Annotated in this window: 18 protein-coding genes; 13 read left to right on the forward strand and 5 right to left on the reverse strand. The window is 60.6% G+C overall.

The features are described 5' to 3' along the window. Window positions 1-45: 45 nt before the first annotated feature. The gene (locus ALTERO38_RS07745; RefSeq protein WP_218581722.1) at window positions 46-834 is read left to right on the forward strand and encodes an alpha/beta fold hydrolase; all 789 of its coding nucleotides are present in this window, start codon (window positions 46-48) and stop codon (window positions 832-834) included. A 220-nt stretch (window positions 835-1054) separates the two neighbouring features. Then, window positions 1055-1471: a GFA family protein gene (locus ALTERO38_RS07750; protein WP_159967895.1), complete on the forward strand. Its 417-nt coding sequence runs from the start codon at window positions 1055-1057 to the stop codon at window positions 1469-1471. 182 nt (window positions 1472-1653) lie between these two features. On the opposite strand, the gene hppD is transcribed toward ALTERO38_RS07750, so the two are convergent. Further along, window positions 1654-2733: a 4-hydroxyphenylpyruvate dioxygenase gene (gene hppD / locus ALTERO38_RS07755; protein ID WP_102838211.1), complete on the reverse strand. Its 1080-nt coding sequence runs from the start codon at window positions 2731-2733 to the stop codon at window positions 1654-1656. Window positions 2734-3376: 643 nt separating this feature from the next. Here hppD and ALTERO38_RS07760 point away from each other — a divergent pair. After that, window positions 3377-3748 carry a YgaP-like transmembrane domain gene (locus ALTERO38_RS07760; RefSeq protein WP_148926032.1) on the forward strand — a complete coding sequence of 124 codons (372 nt, stop codon included), beginning with the start codon at window positions 3377-3379 and terminating at the stop codon, window positions 3746-3748. Between the two features lie 229 nt (window positions 3749-3977). Beyond that, window positions 3978-4187, forward strand: a complete 210-nt coding sequence (locus ALTERO38_RS07765) for a hypothetical protein (protein WP_102838210.1) — start codon at window positions 3978-3980, stop codon at window positions 4185-4187. A gap of 200 nt (window positions 4188-4387) precedes the next feature. Here the strand turns inward: ALTERO38_RS07765 and ALTERO38_RS07770 are convergent, their stop codons facing one another. Both ALTERO38_RS07770 and rfbD read right to left on the reverse strand, forming a co-directional pair. Then, window positions 4388-5551 carry an NAD(P)-dependent oxidoreductase gene (locus tag ALTERO38_RS07770; RefSeq protein WP_159967896.1) on the reverse strand — a complete coding sequence of 388 codons (1164 nt, stop codon included), beginning with the start codon at window positions 5549-5551 and terminating at the stop codon, window positions 4388-4390. A gap of 119 nt (window positions 5552-5670) precedes the next feature. Then, window positions 5671-7725 carry a dTDP-4-dehydrorhamnose reductase gene (gene rfbD, locus ALTERO38_RS07775; RefSeq protein WP_159967897.1) on the reverse strand — a complete coding sequence of 685 codons (2055 nt, stop codon included), beginning with the start codon at window positions 7723-7725 and terminating at the stop codon, window positions 5671-5673. 370 nt (window positions 7726-8095) lie between these two features. Here rfbD and ALTERO38_RS07780 point away from each other — a divergent pair, with 370 nt between their 5' ends. From ALTERO38_RS07780 to ALTERO38_RS07795, 4 genes are all read left to right on the forward strand, one after another. Then, window positions 8096-8449 carry a hypothetical protein gene (locus tag ALTERO38_RS07780; protein ID WP_102838207.1) on the forward strand — a complete coding sequence of 118 codons (354 nt, stop codon included), beginning with the start codon at window positions 8096-8098 and terminating at the stop codon, window positions 8447-8449. 88 nt (window positions 8450-8537) lie between these two features. Then, window positions 8538-8858 (forward strand): hypothetical protein, encoded by a 321-nt coding sequence (locus ALTERO38_RS07785; RefSeq protein WP_178114578.1) that lies wholly within the window; start codon window positions 8538-8540, stop codon window positions 8856-8858. Between the two features lie 343 nt (window positions 8859-9201). Beyond that, on the forward strand, window positions 9202-9534 hold the full coding sequence (locus ALTERO38_RS07790; RefSeq protein ID WP_159967898.1) for a hypothetical protein: 333 nt from the start codon (window positions 9202-9204) through the stop codon (window positions 9532-9534). Between the two features lie 255 nt (window positions 9535-9789). After that, complete coding sequence (locus ALTERO38_RS07795) at window positions 9790-10743, forward strand: NADP-dependent oxidoreductase (RefSeq protein ID WP_306109786.1); 954 nt, start codon at window positions 9790-9792, stop codon at window positions 10741-10743. Window positions 10744-11004: 261 nt separating this feature from the next. Here the strand turns inward: ALTERO38_RS07795 and ALTERO38_RS07800 are convergent, their stop codons facing one another. After that, window positions 11005-12351: an esterase-like activity of phytase family protein gene (locus ALTERO38_RS07800; RefSeq protein WP_159967899.1), complete on the reverse strand. Its 1347-nt coding sequence runs from the start codon at window positions 12349-12351 to the stop codon at window positions 11005-11007. A gap of 776 nt (window positions 12352-13127) precedes the next feature. Between ALTERO38_RS07800 and nirB the strand changes: the two genes are divergently transcribed. The 4 genes from nirB (at window position 13128) to ALTERO38_RS07820 (ending at window position 18734) form a co-directional block, all read left to right on the forward strand. Next, window positions 13128-15701: a nitrite reductase large subunit NirB gene (gene nirB / locus ALTERO38_RS07805; protein WP_159967900.1), complete on the forward strand. Its 2574-nt coding sequence runs from the start codon at window positions 13128-13130 to the stop codon at window positions 15699-15701. Continuing rightward, window positions 15701-16078 carry a nitrite reductase small subunit NirD gene (gene nirD, locus ALTERO38_RS07810; protein WP_102836396.1) on the forward strand — a complete coding sequence of 126 codons (378 nt, stop codon included), beginning with the start codon at window positions 15701-15703 and terminating at the stop codon, window positions 16076-16078. The genes nirB and nirD overlap by 1 nt, the downstream gene beginning before the upstream one ends. A gap of 78 nt (window positions 16079-16156) precedes the next feature. Then, a complete protein-coding gene (locus ALTERO38_RS07815) occupies window positions 16157-16972 on the forward strand; it encodes a formate/nitrite transporter family protein (protein WP_064482442.1) in 816 nt (271 codons plus the stop codon). Window positions 16973-17012: 40 nt separating this feature from the next. Continuing rightward, entirely contained in the window at window positions 17013-18734 is a 1722-nt protein-coding gene (locus tag ALTERO38_RS07820) for a bifunctional protein-serine/threonine kinase/phosphatase (RefSeq protein WP_159967901.1), read from the forward strand. A 9-nt stretch (window positions 18735-18743) separates the two neighbouring features. Here the strand turns inward: ALTERO38_RS07820 and ALTERO38_RS07825 are convergent, their stop codons facing one another. After that, window positions 18744-19070, reverse strand: a complete 327-nt coding sequence (locus ALTERO38_RS07825) for a hypothetical protein (RefSeq protein WP_159967902.1) — start codon at window positions 19068-19070, stop codon at window positions 18744-18746. A 152-nt stretch (window positions 19071-19222) separates the two neighbouring features. Between ALTERO38_RS07825 and ALTERO38_RS07830 the strand changes: the two genes are divergently transcribed. Next, on the forward strand, window positions 19223-19531 hold the full coding sequence (locus tag ALTERO38_RS07830) for a hypothetical protein (RefSeq protein WP_159967904.1): 309 nt from the start codon (window positions 19223-19225) through the stop codon (window positions 19529-19531). Window positions 19532-19789 lie beyond the last annotated feature (258 nt).

Raw genomic sequence — 19789 nt, forward strand, 5'->3', positions numbered from 1 at the left:
CGGCGCAGATCGATGCCAACCAGAACCGGCGTCACAAGGATTCTCATGATCGTTTCGACGGAAGACCGCGTCCTATCCACGGCACGCGGCGACGTGTTCACCCGTCGCTGGCGCGTCCGTGATTCACGCAAATCGCCCATCGTCCTGATGCACGATTCCCTTGGTTGCGTAGAACTGTGGCGCGACCTTCCCGAGCGCCTGGCGAAGGCTACCGGTCACGACGTCATTGCCTATGACCGGCTTGGCTACGGTCGCTCCGCAGCGCATCCGGGTGACTGGTCCAACAGCTTCATTCGTGACGAAGCCGAGCAATTCTTCCCGCCGGTGCGGCACGCCCTGGACATCGAGCACTTCATTGCACTCGGCCACAGCGTTGGCGGCATCATGGCAGCCAGCCTTGCCGCCCATCACCCGAACAACTGTCGCGCGCTGATCACCATCGCCGCCCTCGCGTTCGTCGAAGACCGAACCCTGCAGGGCATTCGTGACACCCAGGCAGCATTCGCCGAACCCGGCCAGCTGGAACGGCTACGCAAATACCACGGGGATAAGGCTGAATGGATTCTGTGGGCCTGGATCCACACCTGGCTGTCAAACAGCTACGCCACCTGGACGATAGAAGAAAGCGCTCCCAGCTTCGCCTGCCCACTGCTGGCGATTCATGGCCGGGAAGACGAATACGGTTCGCTGGACCATCTTCATCGGGTCGCCGCGCTGGGAAGCGGCAGCGTTCAGAAGCTACCGCTCGACGGGTGTCAGCACGTTCCCCATCGTGAGCAACCTGAAACGGTGATCGAGGCAATCGCTCAGTTTCTCCGCACCTCGGTCGGATGACCGTTACAGCGAGCACTCGGTCGTGAAGCGTTAACAAGCGGCTGACGTTTGTCGTGAACGATTTAGTGCGACTTTCAGTGTTCGGTCGCCTGCGGGCGTCGCAGAGGAACTGATGCGTAGTCGCGGTCAACAATTGATCGGCCGCTCGGTCGCTTCTCGACATTTCGGCTATGACTGTTCATACAGATCCAATTTGCCCGCCTGCCAGAGGTAGCACAGCATGGAGCGATTCACTGGTGGTTGCCTTTGCGGCAACCTGCGCCTCGTGGCGACGGGTCTCCCGAGCCGGGTTGGCCTGTGTCATTGTCTCGACTGTCGCAAGCATCACGGCGCTCTCTTCTATGCCGCTGCGGTGTTTCCGCAGCATTCGGTGAGGATCAGTGGCGAAGCGCAGAGCTATGCCGGTCGATTCTTCTGCCCCCGCTGCGGCTCGTCCGTCTTCGCGCGCACTGCGAACGAAATCGAAGTGCATCTGGGCTCTCTTGATACTCCCAACCAACTGGCGCCCACCTACGAGTGCTGGACGGTTCGTCGCGAGGATTGGCTGCCGCTGTTCCCGCACACCCAACGCTACGAAAGGGATCGTGACGCCAGCGCTGGCGACCACAGCACCACGCCATGTGCCGACACGACATAACCGTCGCCTGACTCAATTTCGACGACCTGAGGGGCTTGCCCGGATAAGGGTGCGGATGATGACGCAGGCAACACGACCAAAGCGGCACCAACATCAGCTGGTGCCCTTAGGGTGCTCTCGAGCGGCCATCAAGCAAACCGACCGATCGGTTCGGCAACCGGAGCCGGTTGCCGTTTCGGCAGTTACTCGGTGGTGCTCAGCACGCCGCGTTGGATCTGGTCACGTTCGATGGATTCGAACAGCGCCTTGAAGTTGCCTTCGCCGAAGCCACTGTCACCCTTGCGCTGGATGAACTCGAAGAATACCGGGCCCAGCACCGTGCCTGAGAATATCTGCAGCAGCAGACGCTGCTCGCCGTTCTCCTCTGCACCATCGAGCAGGATGCCCCGCGACTTGAGTTCTTCCACAGGCTCACCGTGGTTGGGCAGCCGCTCTTCAAGCATCTGGTAGTAGGTTTCCGGCGGTGCCGTCATGAAGACTGTGCCGCCGGCCTTCAGCTTGTCCCAGGTTTCGATCAGGTTGTCGGTCAGGAAGGCGACGTGCTGAATGCCCTCGCCGTTGAACTGCATGAGGAATTCCTCGATCTGCCCGGCGCCCTTCGACGACTCCTCGTTGAGCGGGATGCGGATCATGCCGTCCGGCGCAGTCATGGCCTTCGACGTCAGGCCGGTGTACTCACCCTTGATGTCGAAGTACCGAATCTCACGGAAGTTGAACAGCTTCTCGTAGAAGTCCGCCCAATAGGCCATGCGCCCGCGGTAAACGTTATGGGTCAGGTGATCGATGAGCTTCAGGCCCGCTCCGACTGGATGACGCTCGACGCCTTCGAGGAATACGAAATCGATGTCGTAAATCGAGCTGCCCTCACCGAAGCGGTCGATTAGATACAGCGGCGCGCCGCCGATTCCCTTGATCGCCGGCAGACGCAGTTCCATCGGGCCAGTCGGCAGCTCGATGGCCTGCGCACCCAGTTCGAGGGCACGTGAATAGGCCTTCTGTGCGTCCTTTACGCGGAATGCCATGCCGCACACGGACGGTCCGTGCTCAGCCGCAAAATACGCCGGAAGCCCCGTTGCCTCGCGATTGACGATGGCGTTGATTTCGCCCTGACGGTAAAGCGCCACATCCTTCGAACGATGATTGGCGACATGGGTAAAGCCCATGCTTTCCAACACGGGCTCGATGACGTTCGGGGTGGGCGAGGCAAATTCGATGAACTCGAAGCCCATGAGGCCCATTGGGTTTTCAAACAGGTCGGCCATGATTGGCTCCTTGGAATAACGGTACGATTGGTGGTTGACGTCATTTGGAGGTCAACCCGGTGGCGCACAGGAAATCCCACGGACACTGCGACCCAGATGGTCGCCCAGCGTCAATCGAAAACCCAAGATCTTCATTTCAACGACTCATTCAGGCGTCAAGCCTGATTGCCACCCAGCTCTGCGCGCTTCGCTTTGGCTGGGTTGGCCGACGCGTATCGCCAGCCGCCAATCGGCCAACCGAAGCGATCAAGCTCACCGAGCGGGTGGTCGCCTGAGCGGTGTGGGGACGAGCGGACTCGATGAAGCGGAAGAAAACTGATGAATCCATATTCGTTGCCATGGCTGCATACAAGGTGCGCCGCATCTGCGCAGCGCTCTATTATTTTTTTGCGTAATTCGATTACGTTTAGCGAAATCTGCGGGACCCATGCCCAACTGTCAAGCCTTGTGTCGCGCCACTCATCTCCCGTCCCGAACGATTTCCCCTATGTTGCTGCCGAACCTAAGACCAACGAAACGAGCCATAGCGGCATCACACAGGCTAGTCAGGCTGGAGCAGCCCCTTTTGGGCAGCGTTGCCGCCACTGGACCCGTTTCCGCCCTCGACGGGCACCACGCTCAACGGCTGATCACTATTAAAGGAATGACTATGAATCTATTCGACAAGAACGCCCCGCAAAACGTGCATGGCTGGGAACGCAGCGCCTCGGTGGCAGGCGGCCTGGTGATGCTGGGCCGAGGCTTGCGGCGCGGCGGTTTGACCGGCCTGCTGCAGCTCGCAATGGGCGGCATGGCTCTGGCTCGCGGTATCAGCGGCCGCTGCGAGGCAAAACGTATTCTCACCGCAACCGAGCAGCCGCCACATCAGGTCTCTCCTGACAAGCAGCGCTACAGTCACATGCCATTGGACTCGGAAGTGCACAGCCCCGATTTCGCCGAGCCAGGCGTGACCCTTCCAGACACCACGCCGATGGGCCACGAAACGCATCCGGGCGAACGCCGTGGCACTTCGTGAAGAGTGCGATTACCGAACTGCCACACGATGCAGCCATTGAGCGCTTTTCGCTGCGGCAGTCCGGCGCGAGCGCATATCGGCATTGAGTTCGTGACTGGTTAAACAATCAGTACCAATCTGCCGTCTGGCGGTTAATTGCACCTCCGCCGAATGGCAATTGTCGGCGTTATGACGCCGTGCTATCTATGCGACGTATTTTTGTCACGCCCCGTGACATAAGGAGACGTCCATGGATTGCATCAAGGCAGATAACGAAAGCATGAATCACTGGGGAGTTGTTTACTCTTATGGCAGCGTGCTGACGGTATTCGACAACGAGCAGGATGCTCGAACAGAGGCCATCGGCTTTGGGGGTGCCGTGGTGCGCTTGGCGTGCAACCTTTGGAACACCCTCAATACGACCGCTGAGGTCAGCCCGGGCCCAGACTCAGCCGTGTAAGCCAGCCGATCAAGCCAGCAGGGTGAAACCATCTTCGTCGCCGGCCGACTTATCGTCGGCCAACGGCGCAGACGCTGCGGTTGGCAAAGGCAGGTTTGTAGCGCGAGATTCGTGGTGATAGGGGACGAGGCCGGTCCCGGTCCGCTGAAACTCCATGAAGCCGTACCCGTCAGCCCACACCTCTGCCTCGTCCCGGGCTCTCACGGCAGGCCCTGACACAACATCGCTGGCTCAGCCTTTGTTTGAACCTGCTGCAACATTTTCTGCTGCTGCTGGAAAATGATATCCAGCACTCGACTCGGCTGAACCTCGATGTCGTCGAAGGTGATCAACTGCCCCGGCTCAACCGGTCGTTTGAGAACCGTATTGCGCAACAGACCGATAGGTACGTGGTCTAGCTCGTCGGCAAGCTTCACCGCTTCGCCGCGAACGTCGAATCCGCCGATGCCTCGGACGATCATCTCTCCCGGCTTCATTGGACGTTTGGCTATGGCCGCAACACCCAGGGTGGGCGAGACAGAATTGTTCAGCAGCACGCCGCCGCCAGCCAATACCCGGCGAACGGTTTTGCCAACTTCCAGCGAGCACAGGTGGAACGGTCGTGTCAGCACGTAGTAAGGACCGGGCCCCAGCTTGAAGTATTCGATTGCTGGCGCCTGCATCTCATCGTGTCTGCATACCAGGAACACGCCGCCGGCCGAGTAACCGTTGGGCAGAACATAATCGACGATCGGCTGGCCGACGCCCTCGGCAATCAGGCCAAGTACGTTGCCACTGACATTGAGATCGGTGGATGCGAGCCCTTCCAGGCCGCGTCGGGTGATGGTCGCGCCAAACCCGTTGCCGACCACGACCTGCTCGATCTGCACCTTGGTGCCGTCGGTGAAGGACGTGGTCTGCTCAATGCTGATGCCCTGCCGCTTGGACCAGTAAGCCATGTCCTCAGGGCTGGGATTGTGGTTCAGGTAACCTTTCATGTTGCCGTACACGAGCGGCAGAAAGCCCATCTGCAGGGCCTCTTCGCGCAGTGCGGCGAGCGAGCCTGGCTGATCCCCTTCGGCTTCGGTCAGGAACCCCTTGCCCGAGAGGTAGGACCCAGTGGTGACCTGAAGCTCGGCATTGATAGTGACGACTGGTACCCCGGCCTCGAAGGCACGCTCGATCACTTCGGTACCGAAAAACACATCGCCCGTACACTCAACGATCACATCCGAGTTCGCAATCAGATCGTCAATGGAGTTCGTCAGCACCTCGGCCAACGGGAAGCTGCTCAATGTTCCGACGTTTCTGCGGGTCAAAACCCGGCTTATTCGCAGATCGCTGTAGTGCTGCATGATCAGACGAACGAAACAGTGCGAGATCATCCCTGTACCCGAAACACCTACTCTTTTAATCGCTGCGTCTGTCATGGCGACATCCCTTCGAAAAAGTCCTGCCCCTCGGACCGTAATATTTAGAAAAAGTTTTCTTTTGTGATGCGAGTCTAGTCGCCGGTGGCCGAGCGTCTGGACGAGGACAGCTGTGCAGGTCGTTCCTTGATGCAGAACGGATAAGCTTTGTACGGAACCCGGCTTGGCGAAGGCCCGAACGGCACGACCGGCATATCGCTGATTCGACGAATCACATGCCGCAATTCCTCTCGCCAGTGCTTGGGTCGAATGCCGAAGGTCTCCTCGATGAGCGCACAGTCGAGCACCGACCATGCAGGTCGCATCGCTGCGCGTGGGAGGCTCGAGCTAGGTACCGGCAGCACACGCGGCGCGGTGTCGATCAACCCGGCCGATTCCGCTTCCTGGAAGATCTGAGTGGCGAATTCGGCCCAGCTGCACGGTGAAGCACCGCTGTAGTGATACAGCCCCCATTCCAGATCACCGTCGCGGCAATAACGCAGCGCCAATTCAATCAGGACGCGTGCAACGCTACGGGCACGGGTCGGGCAACCGACCTGATCACTGACGACCGACACTTCCTCGGTCTTGTTGCTCAGGTTGAGCATCGTCTTCACGAAATTGTTTCCGCGCTCCCCATAAATCCAGCTGGTTCGCAGAATGAGGAAGCGGTCCAACGTCTGACTGATCGCCATCTCGCCCGCACGACGCGTGGAGCCGTAGACGCTGTTGGGTGTCGGCTGGTCGGTTTCACGGTAGGGTTTGTCAGCTTCGCCGGAGAAGACGTATTCGCTCGACAGGTGGAACAAGGGAATATCGAACTGCCGGGCGGCGGCGGCCAGGTTAGCTACACCGTCGCGATTGACTGCTTGCGCCTGCGCCACCTCTGCCTCGGCGTGGTCCAGGTTGGTGTATGCAGCGGCATTGATGATCAAGGCCGGCTCATGGCGCTCAATGGCCTCACGCACCTGCTCCGCGCTGGTAATGTCCAACGCTTGGCGAGACAAGCCGATGGCTTCCAATCCAAAGCTCGCAGCCTGATTGATGAGGCAGTAACCCACCTGCCCTTCAGCGCCGCAGACCAGAATCCGCAGATTGGACTGCCTGTCATGAGCGGGCTTATCGGTGCAGGGAGCAGCAGCGGCATCCGGCGGCCGTTGCTCAGCTAGCTCAGTTGCCTCAGTTGGAACGTCTGTCCGCTTTGGGAGCAGCTCACGCACGGTCACCCCCAGCGCCTCAACCGGCGCATCGGCCGATTCAGGGGAAGGCGAGAAGCTGACACTTTCCACCAGCCCGGAAAGAATGATGCGTGCCTTGGCGAACTGTCCTCGCAGCAGCATTGCCGCAACCAGGCTCAGCCGCGAGGAGAACAGACCCAAAACGCGTCGTTTGCGGAAATATTGGCGTGCGACAAAGATCTCGTTTCGAACCAGGTGCCGGTGCAGCGCAATCCGGCTCGGGTCAGGCTCGCGCAGGATGTCGATCGCGCCACTGACGCGTCGCAGGTGCAGTACCTTGCTGGCGACCACAAGGTAACCCGGCGTGTTCTGGCTGATACGCAGAGTAAACTCGGTGTCGTCCCCCCACATGAACATGGGGGCCAAAGGCACCCCATGCTGAGCCAGTGTTTCTCGCGGCACCAGGATAGAGACGTAGGTGGCCGGTCGCACCGGCACCACTCCGATATCCAGCAGCGCGGGCCAGTTTTCGTAATCGATGGCGTTGGTACGCTCATCGATCCGCGGCACGTTGGTCAACAGACCCGCCTCGGTAAACGCCATCGACAACAGGAAAGCGCGCGCCTGTTTGCGCTCCGCGAGCCGCTGATCAGCCTCGAGCAATTGTTCCAACGCATCTGGCTCTGGAATCACGTCATCGTCCATCATCCAGACGAAGTCAGCTCCTTGCTGATACGCGATGCGAAACCCGGCACTGAAACCACCTGATGCTCCGGTGTTCCGGGACAGTACATAGACCTTGAGATTGGCGATGTCTGACTCGAGCAACATCTCCTCGGTCCCATCGTTGCTGGCATTGTCGACCACGATGATGGCGTCGCAGGGGCGGCTCTGGGCACCGATCCCATCCAGACAACGCTTAAGCAAATCCTTGCGTTTATAAGACAGTACGACAGCGTAAATCTTATCCATTGGTGCGCTCAGCAACTTGAGTAGGGGGTAACAACCTGGCAGGGGTGAGCTGCGGTGCGTAGCAGCCTTGAGCCACGACGCTCAGCTCTGACCTAGGAAGACGAACGGGGTTCAGTGAATTGCAACAAGATATGGCCAGCTGTACGACAACTCATACGGCGCACGTTGAAGGCTGTGGAAGACGCGCTTATGTACCGGCATTGCTGGCGCTCGGCACGGCGCGCGGTTGCTCGGCCAGATAATCGGCGGGTCAATCGAAGCGGCCCGTGACGGGCTGATTCGACGATCTGTCCGACAGGTCGATTGGCGGCCCCGAACTCGCCGCGCCTACCCGGTTCAGATGAATAAGTCACTAAAACGGAGAAGCAGAATGAAGAGACCTCTATCAGCGCTGATCAGCTTGGCATTTGCTCTGCCTGCGCTCGCTCAGGAGCCTCTAGTCGTTACCCGTTTGAACGGCATGAACCTCGAAGTCGAGGAGCTTGGAGTGCCGCAGGCATCCTCGGATGACGTTGATTTGAGGGGCGTTCCAGCGATCAAGGTGACCAACCACAGTCGGGAAGTCGCGTCGTGCCAGTTCCACGCTCTGCCCGAAGAAACCGTGATGACCGCGTCGCCGGCGATGTCGATCAGCCCAAACGAACAGGCCGTGGCGAGGGTGCCCGGCAAATATTCCAGTGGTGGCCCCATCGCGTTGCTGGTGTGCCAGCCCGAGGGCGCCTAGATGCGTTGAGCGCGCACCAGCACAGACCGCCTGCCGGAACGGGCGCCACAACCGCCAACCTTCCGAAGATGCAGATCAGGAGACCGCTATGAACAGATCCCATTTGATGTCACTGGCGTTGACCGCATTACTGGCAAGCGCCGCCCAGCCAGCCCTGGCGCAGTGGCCAGCCGGCACGCCGAAGGACGATACCGGTTCACGTCCGAGCCCAATGGGCACGCCCGCGCCGATGGAGAAGCTCGAAACTCACCGCAATGAGCAGGGACAGATCGTGACCGAGGATGGCCGTGTCGTTAAGGGGCTGCCGGAGAATGACAGCGTGCCTAACCGCAACATGCATCGTACCGAGCAGGAAACCGTGACAGAGGACCCGGCGCACTACTCCGCCACACCTGGAGAAATTGAATAGCGTCGTAGGTCTGGACACGCTGTTCGTTGCGGCCTACCGATCTCGCAATACCGCGGCATCACGCCGGGTGGTCCAACCACCCGGCCCCAACCCGAAAAAGCGCCCCGCGCTGCAATCACATGATCGTTTAGCTAGTTGTCCGCTGAGCGTCCTGGCATTACCACCCCCTTGTCTTTCTGGCGCGGCGTGCAGCGACAGCGCTGGATGCTCGCCCTCACCCCGGCACAGCCGTGTGTCGGTAACCGGCGCTTTTCCAGAACTCTGTCTGCTGACTGGTTACGAAATTAATGTCAGCGCCATCCTCTGGTGATGACTACCCAGAAATTTGCAGAGGAGAAGCAGCATGAACACCAAATGGCAGAAAGCGATCGGCGGTCTCGTTGTAGCGGCGGCCCTTGCGGGCGGCTCGGCCATGACCTACGCCGCGGAGATGGACTACAACACCTGGGATGCCGACAAATCTGGCTCTGTGGACTACAACGAATGGGGCTCCCGCTTCGACAACGATGGCATGTTTTCACGCTGGGACTCGGACAGAGATGGAGTCCTGACCAATGACGAGTACGGTCAAGGCGTCTACAACACCTACGACCGCGACAAGAGCGGCGACTGGAACGAAGACGAGTACAACCGGTTCCGCGATGATTCTGACAACGAAGGCTGGCTCGACCTCTGACATCGTTGTTCGAGCCTCCATCGTGGTGTAGCCGCTCTCTCTCGGGGCGGCTGCACCAAACCTCCATCCCACCTATCGCGAGAGAGCGGGCGGCTCGGCTAACGATTGAACGTCCAGCGCGCAACAGGCTCCCACGTTGATCTGCTGATCGACTAAAGGGAGAACCTCGATGACTCAACAATCGCAACACAACCGCAGCATTCGCCTCGCCTCGCTTCGCGCCCGCACGGTGCGCCAACGTCCGACAATTTCCGTATGGAAACCGGCACGGTACCGAGCCCTGACAACGGGCAGCTGTTGCTGCGTACGGTCTATCTCTCGCTCGATCCCTATATGCGCGGCCGCATGAGTGCCGGGCCTTCCTATGCGCCCCCTATGGAAGTAGGCGATGTGATGGTTGGCGGCACGGTTGGCCGGGTCGTCGAGTCACGTCATCCCGATTACCAGGAAGGTGACTGGGTACTCAGTGGCAATGGCTGGCAGGACTATGCGTTGTCCGATGGACAAGGGCTGATCAAGCTCGCCCCTGATATGGCCCATCCTTCTCACGCTCTTGGTGTACTGGGCATGCCGGGCTTCACCGCTTACATGGGCCTGCTCGACATCGGCCAGCCCAAGGCTGGGGAAACCCTGGTGGTCGCAGCAGCCACCGGGCCCGTTGGGGCAACGGTCGGGCAGATCGGCAAGCTGAAAGGCTGCCGCGTGGTCGGTATCGCTGGCGGCGCTGAAAAATGCCGGCATGCGGTCGAAACGCTTGGCTTCGATGCCTGTATCGATCACCGGGCCAGCGACTTCCCACAACAACTGGCCCAACACTGCCCGGACGGTATTGACGTCTATTTCGAGAACGTCGGCGGCAAGGTATTCGATGCCGTGCTGCCGCTGCTCAACACCAGCGCACGGGTGCCGGTGTGCGGAGTGGTCGCGCAGTACAACAGCACCGACCTGCCGGATGGCCCGGATCGCCTACCATTGCTGCTCGACACCCTTCTGAAAAAGCGCATGCGCATGCAAGGCTTCATCATCTTCAACGACTACGGCCACCGCTACGACGAGTTCGCCCGTGAAATGGGCGCCTGGTATGCGGAAGGCAAGATCAAATACCGCGAGCAGATCGTCCAGGGGCTGGAAAATGCGCCCGAGGCATTTATCGGTCTCCTCGAAGGCAAGAATTTCGGAAAGCTGGTGGTGCAGGTCGGCGAGGCGTGATCTCGTTCGGCATTACGACAGCACGTTGCCCCGTAGGCTGAAGGGACGCGTCGCCTTGCTCACCCAACGGCAGAAATGCATACGCCAGGCGCTTGCCTGGCGTATGCACCGCCTCGTTTTCGAGCACGCTCGCTCCTACACGGAATACTTGCTCGCGGGTACCTGCTGTATGAGCGAGCTTGCTGGCGAAGCTTTCGATGCTTGATATGTAAGCTGTAGCGCCCCGCACTTGGTGTCCGCCACTTCGCTCACAAGCGAGGCTCAGCCCTGCCCCAGCCCGGCCGACATTTCACAGCGCCGCGCGTCTCTGGCCTGCTGCAAATGGGGCGGGCGGACGCCGGGTATCGGGTTGGCCAGGCGAATCTTCAGGAATTCGGTGACATCCGCATTCAGCCCACGCCCGCCTCCGTACGGGAAGTTGTTGTCATTGGTCACCAGCAAGGTGCGCGAATCCAACGGCAACACGCTTTCAATGGTCACGTAGGGAAAGCTGAACGAGCGTTGGCCATCGCCATTCAGGTCGTCAGGGTCAGCCAGCTGCATCAGATCGACCAGCTCGGTTTTGTGCACTGTCCCGCCACTGGCGACGCCGCGCGTATCGATCAGGTAGATCTTCTTGAACGGCGTGCCGCCGGTGGCCGTCGCGCCGTTGCGCTCGATGACCAGAAAGCGCGTCTCGTCGATGGCCGTCATGTCGCCGATGGCATGTTCGGGCGCTTGCAGGTGATAGAAGAACCGGTTGCCGGTGTAACGCTCCTGGTCGATATCGAACTCATTGATACGCAGTGTTCCGGTCGGATCGCCGTCAACGGTCTTCTCCAGCAACGCGTACAAACGGTCACCGCGCGGATTGATCGCCATGCCTTCGAAACCGCCCGACCCGGCCAGGTTGGCGGCCGCACGCCCCGCCACCACGTCCTTGTGCTGCGGTGCGTAAACGCCGGGCAATGAAATGGCGCTGCGCATGACCGTACCGGACGCATCGGTCTTGATCAGATAGGGGCCGAACTCATCGCCAAACCACATGGCGCAATGCTTGTCGCGGCGCACTGACTCGACGTCCAGGTCCGCGCCCGTCAGCAGGCGACCGAAGTCGATTGCACTGTCTACGCGTGGCTTGGAGCCGTCGTTGTAATAGAAACGATAGTCGGCCTGGATCGGCAGCTCGAGCTTCTGGTTGACGTCGTTGAGCGTCAGCCGAGACGGATGAGAGAAACGCGCCAGTGGCGCACCACTCAGGTAGTCGCTTGCGCTGACCTTGCCGCTGCCGCCGCTGGCCGTGCGGAAATCAGGCCGCACGCTATACAGGCGCAGCAAGGTGTCGGCCGAGTTCGTTTGCCCACCGAAGCCGTTGTCGGTCATGAAGATGAAGCTGTTTTCTTCTGCTCCCGGCAGCACGGCGGAAAAACCCTGGACCGGCTGGCGGTCTGCATACGGCGGCGCGAAGGTCCCGTAGGGATTGGCGCTAGCCATCTGACCCGACGTCGGGCCATCGGAGAAGGTATCGGCAGGCATCATGGCCCAACCCACCAAGGTATTGCTGGCGGCCATGGCGGGGGCGGAAATCGCAGCGACAAGCGCCACGACCAGCGGCTTCGAGATACGCATGGGTCAGTGTCTCCATCCGGTCGGAGCCGGCGCCGTGCGATATGCGCGGCACTCTGGCACCGGAGAATCACCTTAAAAAGTCACTGTGTCAGGAATATGGCTATAGCTGAAAAATAGCCAAACGGTCGGCGGCACCCAAAAAAACACGGATCATCAGCCACTCAACATCCGCTCAGCCCGTCCTGTCGGTGCTGCGCACTACGCAGCGACCCGGGAGTGCCACTAAAGCCGCGCTCGCGCTTAAAGCGCGAGGCGTCAGCAATGCAAGGTCCACAGTGCAACTGTGATCGTCGTCGCCGGCGTCTGGAGCCGAACGCTGATGAACCGAGGCATCAACGGCGCCTGACGTGGACCAAAGGTCCAACACCGGTTTGATAATGCCCTCAAATGGGGACCCTCAGGCGTTGCCGCACCATTGCAGCTCATGCAGACGCCCCATTTGGCTCTATGGCCCTGTGACAGCGACGCTAATCACACGTCTCAACGCCCCACCTACTCAAGGGCTCTGCCCCACCAGACAGTGCACGGGCTGCAATGGCACGCAACCTGCTATGGCCTATGCAACGCCTGCCGATTGATTCGGCAGTGCATCCCGGGGTCAGCGTAGACCCTCAGCCGTAAACGGCACGGGACGGGTGCAGCGGGCAACGTCGCTCGAACATCACCCCACAACACTCAAATTCCAGGCAAAGGCGCCTGGAGCTGCTCGACAGCTCCAGGCGCCTTTTTTGTTTTTGTACGACGACACCGCACGCGGTGTCGACGGAGGAACCGGCATGAACGCAATCGTCACCCCGCTCAAAAGTGAAACGCTGGTCGTCATCGGCAACGGGATGGTGGGTCACCACTGCGTGGAGCAGCTGGTCGAGCGCGGCGCGCTGGGCCAGTACCAGATCCATGTGTATGGCGAAGAGCGCCAGCGCGCCTATGACCGCGTTCATCTCTCCGAGTACTTCGGGGGTCGCGATGCCGACTCCCTGGCCATGTGCGAAGCCGACTACTACGCCACTCACGGCGTGCACATCCATCTCGGCGTGCAAGTGCTGGAGATCGACCGCGAGCGCAAGGAAGTGGTCACCGCCGAAGGCCGCCAGGCTTACGACAAGCTGATTCTGGCCACCGGCTCCTACCCGTTCGTGCCACCGATACCCGGTGCCGAAGGCAACTCACGCCTGGTCTACCGCACCCTGGATGACCTCGATGCCATCCGTGCTGCGGCCAGCAATGCCAAGCGAGGCGTCGTAGTCGGTGGTGGGCTGCTCGGCCTGGAAGCCGCCAACGCACTTAAGTCGCTCGGCCTCGAAGCCCATGTGGTCGAGTTCGCGCCGCGCCTGATGCCCGTTCAGCTGGACGAGGAAGGCGGCGCCGCACTCAAGGCTCGCATCGAGGCGCTGGGCGTTGGCGTGCATCTGTCACGCGCTACGCAGGAAATCGTCATCGGCGAAGAATACGCCTACCGGATGAACTTCCAGGACGGTGCTGATGGTAGAAGTCAGTATCTGGAAACGGACCTTATCGTTTTCTCTGCCGGTATCCGCCCGCAGGATGCCTTGGGCCGCAGCGCCGAGCTGGAGATCGCGCCGCGCGGCGGTGTGGTGATCGACACCGACTACCGCACCAGCGACCCCTCGATCTTTGCCATCGGTGAGTGTGCGTCCTGGAACGGTATGGTCTTCGGCCTGGTCGCCCCCGGCTACACCATGGCACGCAACCTGGCTGCCCTGCTTTGCGGCGAACCGCACCAGCCGTTCAGCGGCGCTGACATGTCGACCAAACTCAAGCTGCTCGGCGTCGATGTCGGTTCCATTGGCGACGCCCATGCCGCCACGCCTGGCGCCAAGAGCTACCGTTTTATCGATGAGGCCAATGCCAGCTATCGGCGTCTGGTGCTATCGGAGGACGGCAAACGCGTCATCGGCGCCGTGCTAATTGGTGACAACAGCTACTACGACACCTTGCTGCAATACGCGCAGAACGGCATCAAGCTCCCGGCCGACCCGTCCAGCCTGATCCTGCCGCTGTCCGATGGCGCGCCGACGCTGGGTGCGGACGCCCTCCCCGATACCGCCACACTCTGCTCCTGCCATAACGTCACCAAGGGTGCGGTGTGCTGCCAGGTCGACGCCGGCATCACCGACCTTGGCGAACTCAAGGCCGCAACCAAGGCCGGCACCGGCTGCGGCGGTTGCAGCGCGCTGCTCAAGCAGGTCTTCGAACATGAGCTGACCGCACGCGGTGTCGAAGTCGACAAGAGCCTGTGCGAGCACTTCGCCCACACCCGCCAGGAGCTGTACGGGATCGTTCGCGTCGAAGGGATCATCAGCTTCGATGAACTGCTCGCCAAACACGGCCGCGGCCACACCGGCTGCGACATCTGCAAACCGGCCGTGGGTTCGATTCTCGCGTCCTGCTGGAACCAGCCGATTACCGACCCAGGGCTGATTCCGCTGCAGGACACCAACGACACTTTCATGGCGAACATGCAGAAGAACGGCACCTACTCGGTGGTGCCGCGCATTGCCGGCGGTGAAATCACCCCGGACAAGCTGATCGCGCTCGGTGCGGTGGCCAAGAAATACGACCTCTATACCAAGATCACCGGCGGCCAGCGCATCGACCTGTTTGGCGCCCAGTTGCACGAACTGCCAGACATCTGGGGCGAGCTGATCGAAGCAGGCTTCGAGACCGGTCACGCCTACGGCAAGTCGCTGCGCACGGTGAAGTCGTGCGTTGGCAGCACCTGGTGCCGCTACGGCGTGCAGGACAGTGTCGGCATGGCGCTGCGTCTGGAGGATCGTTACAAGGGCCTGCGCTCGCCGCACAAGATCAAGTTTGGCGTCTCCGGTTGCACCCGCGAATGCGCCGAGGCGCAAAGCAAGGACATCGGCGTGATCGCTACCGAGAACGGCTGGAACCTGTACGTCGCCGGAAACGGCGGCATGCGTCCGCGCCACGCCGAGCTGTTCGCCACCGATCTGGATGACGAAACCCTGATCCGCTACATCGACCGTTTCCTGATGTTCTACATCCGTACCGCGGACAAGCTGCAGCGCACCTCGGTGTGGCGTGAATCGCTGGAAGGCGGCCTGGACTACCTCAAGGAGGTGGTTATCGACGACAGCCTGAACCTGGCCGCCGAGCTGGAAGCGCAGATGCAGCTGGTGGTCGACCGCTACGAATGCGAATGGGCCAACGCCATCAAGGACCCGGAAAAGCTCAAGCGCTTCCGCACCTTTATCAACGACAGGCGCGGCGACCCGGACGTCCATTTCGTCAGGGAACGCGGCCAGCGCCGGCCGGTACATGCACACGAACTTCACCTGATTCCCGTCACCGAGGAGGTGCTCTGATGAGCCAGCCCAACGCCGTACGTATTGATTCCGTTCAATCCGCCAGTTGGCGAGCCCTGTGCAGCCGCCGCGATCTGGTGGCCAATTCAGGCGTGGTCGCCTGGCTCGAGGGAGAACAGGTGGCGCTGTTCCACCTCCCCGATACCGAAACCGGCGAACAGGTCTTCGCCATCTCGAACAAGGACCCGAAATCGGGCGCCAATGTCATCGGTCGCGGCATCCTGGGGCAGCTGAAAGGCGACCTGGTGATTGCTTCGCCCCTGTACAAGCAGCACTTCCGACTGGCCGATGGCAGCTGCCTGGAGTACCCGGAACAGCAATTGCAAGTATGGCCAGCGCGCCTCAACGGCGATGCAGTGGAGATTGCCGCGGTCTGACCGCGGCCCGGCACAACGAGTAGCGATACGCCAACAGCAGGATGACCTGCTTTGCCAACACAACCAGAGAATTGAAAAATGTCCTACATCGTCCCTTCGGAATTCGTCACCAAAATGGTCGACGCCGGTGAGTCCAAGGTCTTCATGTCCACTCGCGACACGCTGATCCGCGCCTTCATGGCCGGCGCCATCCTGGCTCTGGCTGCGGTATTCGCCGTGACCATTACCGTGCAGACCGGCTCGCCGCTGGTGGGCGCCATGCTGTTCCCGGTCGGTTTCGTCATGCTTTACCTGATGGGCTTCGACCTGCTCACCGGCGTCTTCGTCCTCGCCCCGCTGGCGTTGCTGGACAAGCGTCCGGGCGTGACCGTCAACGGCGTGCTGCGCAACTGGGGGCTGGTGTTCCTGGGTAACTTCGGCGGAGCGCTGACGGTCGCCTTCATGATGGCCTTTGTCTTCACCATGGGGTTCTCCACCGATCCGGGCCCGGTCGGCGAAAAGATCTCTCACGTGGGTGAAGCGCGCACGCTGGGTTACGCCGAGTTTGGTGCCGCTGGCTGGTTCACCATCTTTCTGCGCGGCATGCTGTGCAACTGGATGGTCTCGATGGGTGTGGTCGGCGCGATGATTTCCACTTCGGTCAGCGGCAAGGTCATCGCCATGTGGATGCCGATCATGCTGTTCTTCTTCATGGGCTTCGAGCACTCGGTGGTGAACATGTTCCTGTTCCCCTCGGCGATGATCATGGGCGGCAACTTCTCGATCATGGACTACATGGTGTGGAATGAAATCCCGACCGCTCTGGGCAACTTGGTTGGCGGGCTGGCCTTCACCGGTCTGACGCTTTACACCACTCACGTGCGGACTGCACCGAAGCGCGCCCTGGTTCGCTGATCGGTTGTGGACCCCGGACAGCCGGGGTTCACTGCATCCCATGAGCAGTCAACTCAAGGTTTCGGTGGGCCAACACACCGACAAGGGCATCAAGGAAACCAACCAGGACTTCCACGGTGTCTACATTCCCAAAGAACCTCAACTGAGCAGCAAGGGCATCGCCATCGCCCTGGCCGATGGCATCAGCAGCAGCGCCGTCAGCCATATTGCCAGCGAGTCAGCGGTCAGCGGCTTTTTCGCTGACTACTACTGCACATCGGATGCCTGGTCCGTGAAGACCTCGGCGCAACGGGTGCTGATGGCGACCAATTCCTGGTTGCACGCCCAGGGCCAACAGAGCCCACATCGATTCGATCCGGATCGCGGCTACGTATGCACCTTCAGCGCCATGGTCATCAAATCGACCACGGCGCACTTCTTCCATGCAGGCGACTCCCGCATCTACCGAGTTCAGGGCGCTGCACTGGAGCAGCTGACCAATGACCACCGCATGTGGGTCTCGGAAGACAAGAGCTATCTGAGCCGAGCGCTGGGCATTCACCCGCAACTGGATCTGGACTATCGCGCCGAACCGGTCGATGTGGGCGACACCTTTATCTTCGCTACCGATGGCGTGTACGAGTACGTCAGCGCGCCATCGATGATCGGCGCCATCGCCCACAACGCGGATGATCTGGACGCAGCCGCACGGGCCATCGTCGCCCAGGCGCTGGAACAGGGCAGCGACGACAACCTCACTGTGCAAATCCTGCGTATCGAGGCGCTGCCGCTGCAGGCTGCCGACGAACTCTTGCAACAGCTGACCGAACTGCCCTTTCCGCCCATCCTTGAGGCGCGAGCCAAATTCGACGGCTACACCATCGTGCGAGAAGTCCACGCCAGCAGCCGCAGCCATGTCTACCTCGCCACCGATGATGACAGCCACGCAACGGTCATCATCAAAACACCCTCGATGGATCTGCAGCGGGATGTGCAGTACCTGGAACGTTTCCTCACGGAGGACTGGGTGGCACGACGCATCGATAGCGCACACGTCGCCAAGCCGTGCCTGCAGACGCGCAAACGCAGCTACCTCTACAGCGTGAGCGAATACATCGAAGGCCAGACGCTGGCGCAATGGATGATCGACAATCCGAGCCCCGACCTGGAAACGGTCCGCGGCATCGTCGAGCAGATTGCCAAGGGTGCTCGCGCCTTTCACCGGCTGGAAATGCTGCATCAGGATCTGCGCCCGGCCAACATCATGATCGACGCCACCGGCACGGTGAAAATCATCGACTTCGGTTCCACGCGGGTGGCCGGCATCATGGAAGTGGCGTCGCCCATCGAGCGCAACGAGCTGCTGGGCACAGCCCAGTACACTGCACCGGAGTACTTTCTCGGCGAGAGCGGTAGCACCCGATCCGACATGTTTTCGCTGGCGGTGATCACCTATCAGATGCTGACCGGCGCCCTGCCCTACGGCACTCAGGTCGCCAGCTGCCGCACCCGCGCCGCACAGAACAAACTCAGCTATCAACCGATCCGCGAGCACGACCGCGGCGTACCGGCCTGGATCGACGACGTGCTGCGCAAGGCGCTGCATCCGGACCCGTACAAGCGCTACGAGGAGCTGTCGGAGTTCGTTTTCGAGCTGCGCCAGCCAAATCAGGCTTTTCTGAACAAGGCGCGCCCGCCGCTTCTGGAGCGCAACCCGGTGCTGTTCTGGAAAGGTGTGTCGTTGCTGCTGATGATCGCCGTGATTGTTTTGCTGGCTCGCTAAGCGAAGGCATCAATCCGTACGTTGCGGCGCATAGACATTGAGTGCCGGATCGCTGATGCCGTCTTTCGAAGGGTCGAGAATCCAGCGCAGCTGCGTGACCAGCTCCTCACAGTTCTCGCCGCGCTGCTGCCAATCCTGAAAAGCAATGCGTGCCGCAGTCAGCGATGACTCCGCGATCTGCTCGGTTTCGGTCGTGGCATCGCCGGGCTGCCAGTGGTCAAAGACCGATTTGAGCGCATGCTGCGCCTCATCGGCACCCAGCTCGCCGTCGGCCCAGCGCGACGTGATGTCCTGCGCTTTCTGCAAGGCGGATACCGAGGGGGTTGACGATTCCATTTTAGGATTACCTCCAGCCAGTGCGTGTATCCGTTGGAGTCCGGCAGCGCCTGCAAATTCGCCGTTGAGCTGCCGTTGGTCCGCGGCTGTCGCATCGAGCGCGCGCCGGTTGGTCGTATCACAAAGCACGCCGATCGCTGGGGACCCTGACCATGCACCTCGTCCTTCTCTTTTTACCGCTGTACGACAACGCCCAACAGCCATTGCCAAAGTCCTTGTTGGCTGAAGTACGGGACGAACTCATGACCAAATTTGGTGGCCTGACCGCCCATAGCCGAGCCCCTGTCCACGGGCTCTGGCAGGAAGACGACAATCATCCCGTGCGAGACGACCTGATCATTTATGAAGTGATGACCTCCGAACTGGACCGTGCCTGGTGGAAGGAATATCGCAAGTCACTGGAGACCCGCTTTCGCCAGGAGCATCTGTTGATCCGCGCTCAGACAGTCGAAATGCTCTAGCGGCAAGCTGGTCTTTCGCACTGGTTCAGGCCCGCCCTGCAGCGGTGCTGGACACGCCGCCCGCACAAAATCGTGAAAATTTAATGAACCCCAGGGGCTTCCCGCTGTCAGTCCTGTCTGCAGAACTACAGGGGCCAATGGCTCCATTCTGGGAGAAAACATCCTCCCACTTACGATCGGCACTTCCGGAACGCCTGCTGTTCGACTCATCGAAACACGCAACTGGCGTACTTCGTCAGCCCGGAATTCCGCTTATGT

It is taken from the genome of Pseudomonas sp. 9Ag (assembly GCF_902506445.1).
GTDB classification, from domain to species: domain Bacteria; phylum Pseudomonadota; class Gammaproteobacteria; order Pseudomonadales; family Pseudomonadaceae; genus Stutzerimonas; species Stutzerimonas stutzeri_AB.